The organism is Streptomyces sp. WI03-4A (assembly GCF_033792105.1).
In the GTDB taxonomy this organism is placed as follows: Bacteria; Actinomycetota; Actinomycetes; order Streptomycetales; family Streptomycetaceae; genus Streptomyces; species Streptomyces collinus_A.
Genome location: NZ_JARAUO010000011.1, coordinates 66,651 through 74,185 on the forward strand (window position 1 = coordinate 66,651; position 7,535 = coordinate 74,185).

General features: G+C 77.9%; 3 protein-coding genes. All 3 read left to right on the forward strand.

Annotated elements, in window-relative coordinates; all coding sequences use genetic code 11:
* Positions 1-131: 131 nt before the first annotated feature.
* Positions 132-3,482, forward strand: coding sequence for an ABC transporter permease (locus PV343_RS14530; protein ID WP_319147313.1), 3,351 nt, complete (start codon positions 132-134; stop codon positions 3,480-3,482).
* A 1-nt stretch (position 3,483) separates the two neighbouring features.
* A complete protein-coding gene (locus tag PV343_RS14535; protein WP_319147314.1) occupies positions 3,484-6,192 on the forward strand; it encodes an FtsX-like permease family protein in 2,709 nt (902 codons plus the stop codon).
* A 163-nt stretch (positions 6,193-6,355) separates the two neighbouring features.
* A complete protein-coding gene (locus PV343_RS14540) occupies positions 6,356-7,312 on the forward strand; it encodes an ABC transporter ATP-binding protein (RefSeq protein WP_319147315.1) in 957 nt (318 codons plus the stop codon).
* Positions 7,313-7,535 lie beyond the last annotated feature (223 nt).

The window sequence follows — 7,535 nt, forward strand, 5'->3', positions numbered from 1 at the left end:
CGTCCTGCGCCGGATTCCGGTCACGATCCGGTATAGACCGGTCGGGAACCGGTTACCCGCGGCCGGTCCGCTCTGCGAACATCACCCGAGATCCAGACGCATGTGCGAGGTCCGGACGACACGGGGGTCGGGTGACGGGGTTCGTCTTCTCACGCGCGCGGGCACACCGCCTGCTGCTCGGCTCCGCGCTGCTCACCGTGCTGCTGACCACGGCGGTGCTGGCGACGCTCACGGCCTACTCGGGGGCGATCGGGGACGCCGCCCTGCGCCATATGCTCGGCGACCCGCGCGACGCGGCCGCCACCTCGCTGATCGTCAAGGCCGAGGTCCCGGCCGGCCGGCGTGCCGCCGCCGACACGGCCGTCCGCGAGGGCGCGCGCAGGACCTTCGACGGACTGCCGGTGACCGTGCGGACCCTGCGCCGCTCGGGCCCCTACGCGCTGCCCCGCTCACCGAAGCCGGCCGCCCGGCGGTCGGACGACCCGGACCTGACCTACTTCGCGGCGCTGGACCACACCCAGGTGCGGGCGACCGTCGGGCGGCTCCCGGGCCGCGCGGCCGGCGAGATCGAGGTGGCCGTCCCCCAGGCCGCCGCCCGGGCGCTCGGACTCGGACCGGGCGACCGCCTCACCCTGGCCGACCGGCTCGGCGACCGGAAGGTCCGGGCACGCGTCACCGGCCTGTACCGGCCCGTCGCCACGAGCGCGCCGTACTGGCGGCTGGACGACCTCCTCGGCCGCGGGGTGAAGGAGTCCGGCTTCACCACGTACGGGCCGCTGCTCGCCGACCCCACGGTCCTCGCCGACGGGCGGGTGAGCACCGGCGGCACGGCCTGGCTCGCCTCGGCCGACTTCGGCCCGATGACGACCGGGCGCACGGGAGAGCTGCGCCGGGCCGTCCGGGCGGGGAGCGGGGAGCTGCGCAAGGCCCACGAGCTGAGCGGCGCGACGGCGGCGACGACCTCGCTGCCGGACGTGCTGGACCGGATCGACCGCTCCCTGCTCGTCGCCCGCTCCACCCTGCTCATCGTCGCGCTGCAACTGATCCTGCTCGGCGGGTACGCCCTGTGGCTGGTGGCCCGGCTGCTGGGCACCGAACGGGCCGCCGAGACCCGGCTGCTCAGGGCACGCGGCGGCGCACGCTCCCGGATCGCGGCGCTCGCCGCTGCCGAGGCCCTGCTGCTCGCCCTCCCGGCGGCGCTCTGCGCGCCCCTGCTGGCCGGACCGCTCACCGCCCTGCTCACCGCCCACGGCCCGCTGTCCCGCCTCGGCCTGCGCCTCGACCTCCCGCCCGCCGGGAGCCCCGGGGTGTGGCTGGTGGCGGTGGCCGTGGCGCTGGGCTGCGCGCTGACCGTGACGCTTCCGGCGCTGACGGCCGCGGGCCCGGAACCCGGGCGGCGCGGACGGCGGGGCACGGAGTCCGGCCGCCCGCGCGCCGCCCGGAACCCTGGGCGCCGTCCCGGAAGCTCGCGCGGTCCCCGGGTCCGCCGCGCGGGTGGCGGTCTCGTCCCCACCCCGCTCCGCGCGGGCGCCGACCTCGGTTTGCTCGCCGTGGCCGGGGCCGCCTACTGGCAGCTCGGCCGGCAGGACTCCGGCGGCGTCGCCGCCGACCGGTCCGGGGCGCTGGGCGTGGACCCGGTGCTGGTCGCCGCGCCCGCGCTGGCGCTGCTCGCCGGCACCGTGCTGACGCTGCGGCTGCTGCCGCCGGTGGCGCGGCTCGCCGAACGGTGGGCGGCGGCCGGACGGGGACTGCCCGCGGCACTGGCCGGCTGGCAGTTCAGCCGGCGCACCGCACGCTCGGCCGGGCCGGTGCTGCTGCTCGTCCTCGCCGTCGCGCTCGGCATGCTGGCCATCGGCCAGGGTGCCTCCTGGCACCGCTCCCAGGACGACCAGGCCGACTTCCGCGCCGGGGCGCCGGTGCGCGTGCTCGACGCCGGGCGGGGCGGACTCGGCCGCACCGAGGCGTACGCGGCCCTGCCGCACGTCCGCGGGGCCGTACCCGCCGTACGCGGCGAGCAGGGCCTGTCCGGTGACCGTACGGCGACCGTGCTGGCCGTGGACACCGCGCACGCGGCGGACGCGCTGCTGATGCGCCCCGACCTGGCGGACGAACCGGTGAAGTCGCTGCTGGCCGGGCTGACGCCGAAGGGCTCCACGACGGGGGCCCGGGTGCCGGCGCACACCGCGCGGCTGCGGCTGACGGCCAGTCTGCACAGCTCCACGGGGCCCGGGACGACCGCCGCGGTCACGGTGCAGCTCGAGGACGGGGCCGGGGCGTCGTACCAGGTGCAGGCCGGACTCCTGCCCGCCGACGGCCACCCGCACCCGCTCGTCGTCGACCTCGGGTCAGCGACCGGCCCGACCCTGCTCACCGGGGTCCAGCTCGACATGACCCAGCCCGCCGGGCGCGCCGAACGGCACCGGCTCACCCTCCGGGAGCTGACCGCCGAGGGCACCGACGGCACCCGGCACCCGCTCACCCTGCCGGCGTCCTGGACCACGGCCGTGCACACCGGAGGCGCCGCCGTCTCGTCCCCGCGCACCGCCCCCACCCGGCCCCGGGCCGTCTCCACCCGGCCCCTGACCTTCTCCTACGGCACCGGCTACCTGCCGGACCTCGGCTACGAGACCATCGCCACCGTGGCCGTGCAGCTCCAGGTGGCGCGGCCCGCGCCGCCCGAGGTGCGGGCCGTCGCGACCGACCGGTTCCTGACCTCGGCCGGCGCCCGCACCGGCCAGCGCCTGGACGTCATGGTGAGCGACCAGACCCTGCCGGTGCGGATCGTCCGGTCGGTACGGGCGCTGCCCACCACCGGCGTCCCCGCGGACTCCGCCGCCCACGACGGCGGCGCGGTCCTGGTCGACCTGCGCGCCGCGAACATGGCACTGCAGGCCCGGTACGGGGAGAGCGTCCCACCGAACGAGTGGTGGCTGCGGACCGCGCCCGGCGACGCGGCCCGGGTCGCCGCCGCCGTACGGGCGCTGCCGGACGTCGACCCGGAACAGGTGGTGGTCCGCGACGAGATCGCCGCCGGGCTGCGCGAGGACCCCTTCGGCGCCGGCCCCACCGCCGCCTTCACCGCGGCCGCCGTGGTGGCGGCGGCGCTCGCCGCGGTCGGCTTCGCCGTGGGCGCCGCCGGATCGCTGCGGGTGCGCGAGGCGGACTTCGCGGTCCTGCGCGCCCTCGGCGCCCCGCGCCGCCGGCTGGCCCGCACGGTCGCCGTCGAACTCGCCGTACTGGTGGGCCTGGCCCTCGCGGTGGGCACCGCCCTGGGCACCGTACTGGCCCGTGGCGTACTGCCGTTGATCGTGCTGACCGGCGAGGCCACCCGGCCCGTTCCCGGCCTGCTGGTCGAACTGCCGCCCGCACGGGTGGCGTTGCTGCTGGCCGGGGTCGCCGCCGCGCCGCTGGTGGTGGCCGTGGTGACGGCCCTGCGCCGGGCCGAACCGGCCCGGGCGCTGCGTGAACAGAGGGGTGAGTGACGTGCGTTCCGTTCCGGCCGTGGCCGCGCCCTGGGTACGGACCCGGCTGCGGGCCGCTCCCGGTGCCGCGGCGGCGCTCGCGCTGCTGGTCGCGCTGACCGCCTGCCTGGCGGGCGCGCTGCCGCGCGCCGTGGACCGGTACGAGGACTCGGCCCTGCGGCACGCCCTCGACCAGGCGCGCCCCGAGCGCACGACCGTACAGGCGTCCGCCACCGTGCCCGACTACGGCTCGGGCGGCGAAACCCCGGACGTCCTGTTCAGCCCCGGGGTCCTCCGACGGAAGTTCGGCGACCTGCTGCCGGTGATCGACGGCTCGGTGCCCGTCGACCGCGCCCAGTCGGCGTACGGCGTCACCACGCACGGCACCACGGTGATCGACCCGTGGCTTCCCCGGCCGACCGGTATACCCGCCAAGGTCACCCTGGTCGCGCAGAGCGGCCTGGCCGGACACGCGCGCGTCCTCGACGGCCGGCTGCCGCGCGCCTCCGGCCGGGTGGACACGAACACGTCGAGGACCGAGGCCGCCGTCTCCGCCGCCACCGCGAGGACCCTGCACGTCAAGGTGGGGTCGGTCATCCACGTCCCCCGCTTCACCGAAACCCTCACCGTCCGGATCACCGGGATCCTCGCCCCGCGCGACCCGGGCGGCGCCTACTGGTCGACGCTGCCGCTGATGCGGACGCCCACGCTGGAACGGCTCCCCGATCCCGGCCCGCCGCAGACCTACTGGCACGGAGCGCTCCTGCTCCCCCAGGAGGCCACCCTCACCGTGCTGGGCATCGAACAGCACCCGTTGCGCTACTGGAACTTCGCCCCACGCACCGGCAGCCGGCACGCCCACGACCTCGACCGGCTGCGGTCCGCCGTCGCGTCGCTGGAGTCAGGCCCCGGCCTGCGCCGCGCCCGTTCCGTCACCGACCCGGACCTGGAGGTGAGCACCGGTCTGGACGACGTGGTCATCGCCTTCTCCCGGCTGCGCTCGGGCGTCTCCCCGCTGGTCGCGGTGGCCGCCGCGGGCACCGCCACCGTGGCCGCGATCGTCCTGTTCATGGCGGGCGGCCTCGCCGCCGACCGGCGCCGCACCGAACTCGCCCTGGTGCGCGCCCGCGGCGCCTCGCTGCCCGGCCTCACCGGGCGGCTGCTGGCCGAGAACGCCGTGGTCGCCGTACCCGCCGGGGCGGCCGGCCTGCTGGCCGCCCTCGTCCTGCTCCCCGGCTCCCGTGTCGGCCCCGCCGTCGCCGCCGCCGTCGCCGTCACCCTCACCGCCTGCGCCGCCCTCCCGCTGCACGCCGTGCTCGCCCACCGCTCGGTGCGGCTGACCGGCCCGCGGGAGGACCTGGCCGCGGCACGCCCCTCCCGCCGCCGCACGGTCGCCGAACTGACCCTGCTGGCCCTGGCGGCCGGGGCGGTGGCCACCCTGCGCGGCCGAGGCACCTCGGCGGGGCAGCTGGTCTCCCTGGCACCCGTGCTGACCGGCGTCATCGCGGCCCTGCTGCTGCTCCGCCTCTACCCGCCGCTGCTGCGCCGCCTGGCCCGCCCGGCCGGCCGGCTGCGGGGCGCGGTGGCCGCGCTCTCCCTGGCCCGCGCGGGCCGCACCGGCGCCTCGGCCGTCCTGCCCCTGCTCGCCCTGCTGACCGCGCTGACCACCGCGGCCTTCGGCGGCTCGGTCCTGGCGGGCGTGGCCGACGCCCGGGACCACGCGGCCCTGTACTCCGTCGGCGCCGACGCCCGCCTCGACTCGGCCACCCCGCTCCCCGCCGGCCTGCCCGCCCGGGCGGCCGCGCTGCCCGGCGTGCGCGGGGTGACGGCGGTGAGCATCGCCTACCAGGCCCGGCCGGACGACGGCGACGACGCCGTACCGCTGGTCGGGGTCGACCCCGACGGCTACGGCAGGCTGTCGGCCGGGACCGGGCTCGGGGCCTTCCCCACCGGGGAGCTGCGCAAGGCCGACCCGCTCCCCGCCCTGGCCTCCCCGTCCGTCGCGCGGACCTACGGCACCCGGCACCCGGTCACGGTGCGCCTGGACGACGGCAGCACGGTCGCCGTCCGGATCACCGCCGTCCGGGACACCACCCCGGCCGTGCCCGGAGCCGACTTCCTGGTCGTCGACCGGGCCGGGCTCCCCGCCGTGGCCGAGCGGCCGACCTCGCTGCTGCTCACCGGCGCCCACGTGGACGCCGCCGCGCTGCGCCGCGCGGCCCCCGCCGCGGCCACGGTCCGCGTCCTGGCCGAGGAGCGCGCCGGCTACGCCGACTCGCCCCTGCAGACCGGCGCCGGGCACGTCTACACGGCGGCCGTGGCGGCGGGCGCCGGCTTCGCCGTCCTCGCCCTGCTCCTGGCGCTGCTGCGGGCCGCCCCGGAACGCGCCGCGCTCCTCGCCCGGCTGCGCACGATGGGCCTCACCCGCGCCCAAGGCCGCCGCCTGCTGATCCTGGAGTCCCTCCCGCAGGCGCTGCTCGCCGCCCTCGGCGGCGCCCTGACCGGCTGGGCGGCCATCCGCCTCCTCTCCCCCGGCATCGACCTCACCACCGTCGCCCTGGCCACGGCCCGGACCTCGGCGGACCCGGCCGTACTCCGCCCGGACCCGTGGTCCCTGACCCTCCCGGCCGTCACGGTCGTCCTGCTCGCGGTGGGAATCGCCGCCCTCCAGGCCTGGTGGACGGGCAGACGGGGCTCGGTACGGGAACTGCGGGCCGGGGAGGGGCGATGAGCGCGCCGGTGCGGGCATGCGACGACCGTCGGGCCGCCCGGCGGCCGCCGGGCGGCCCGACCCACGGCCGGCCACCCCGCCGGGCACCGCGCCTCACACGGCGCTGGACACCACACCTGGCACCGCACCTGGGACCGCACCGGGCACCCTGGCAGGAGACCCCATGACAGCCGAACCCACCCTCTCCGACCTCGCCGACCGCGTCACGGCGACCCGGGACCGCCCCGCCTACGGCCACGACGCCCTCATCACCTGCGACCGCCTGGTCCGCGTCTTCACCGCGGACGGTGTCGAGGTGCAGGCGCTCCAGGGCCTCGACCTCCTCGTCCGCGAGGGTGAGCTGATGGCCCTGGTCGGCGCCTCGGGCAGCGGCAAGTCGACGCTGATGAACATCCTGGCCGGCCTGGACACCCCCACCGCGGGAGCGGCCCGGGTGGCCGGCCGCGACCTGCTCGCCATGACCGCCAAGGACCGCTTGGCCTACCGTCGCGAGGTCGTCGGCTTCGTCTGGCAGCAGACCTCACGCAATCTGCTGCCCTACCTCACCGCGGCCCAGAACGTCGCCCTCCCGCTCCAGCTCTCGGGCACCCGGACCCGCCGCCGGGCCCGCAGCGAACGGGCCCTGGAACTGCTGGAGTTGCTCCAGGTGGCCGACTGCCGCGACCGGCACCCGCACGAGATGTCGGGCGGCCAGCAGCAGCGCGTCGCGATCGCGGTTGCCCTCGCCAACGCGCCCGCGGTGCTGCTCGCCGACGAACCCACCGGCGAACTCGACTCGCAGACCGGCGCGCAGATCTTCGACGCGTTCCGCACGGCGAACGAGACCCTCGGCACCACCATCGTCATCGTCACGCACGACCAGGCGGTGGCCGGTGAGGTCCGCCGCACGGTCGCCATCCGCGACGGCCGCACCTCCACGGAGGTGCTGCGGCGCAGCGAGGTGGACGCGGCGACGGGCCGCGAGACGGTGGTGGCGCGCGAGTACGCCATGCTCGACCGCGCGGGCCGCCTCCAGCTCCCCGCCGAGTACACCAAGGCCCTGAACATGCGGGACCGCGTGGCCCTGGAACTGGAACCGGACCACATCGGGGTGTGGCCGGACGACAGCGCGGAACGGTAGCCCTCCGGGGGGATCCGGCGGGCAGCGGCGGGGCCGGGGGCTCGCGGGCGCCATCGACGGCTGGACCGGTGGGGCGCGTTCGGCGTCGGGGCCGGCGGGGGGAGTCGACGGCCGGGGCGACGGGCGCCGGAAGCAGCGGGGCACGGTCGGCGACGGGACCGGGCGGGCGTGGCAAGCAGCCGCACCGGCGGGCGTGGAAAGCGGCGCGGCCTGCCGACCGGCG

Bases quoted from the DNA above. Each gene is read 5' to 3' on its own strand.
- PV343_RS14540 (WP_319147315.1), top strand. From the start codon at position 6,356: ATGACAGCCGAACCCACCCTCTCCGACCTCGCCGACCGCGTCACGGCG.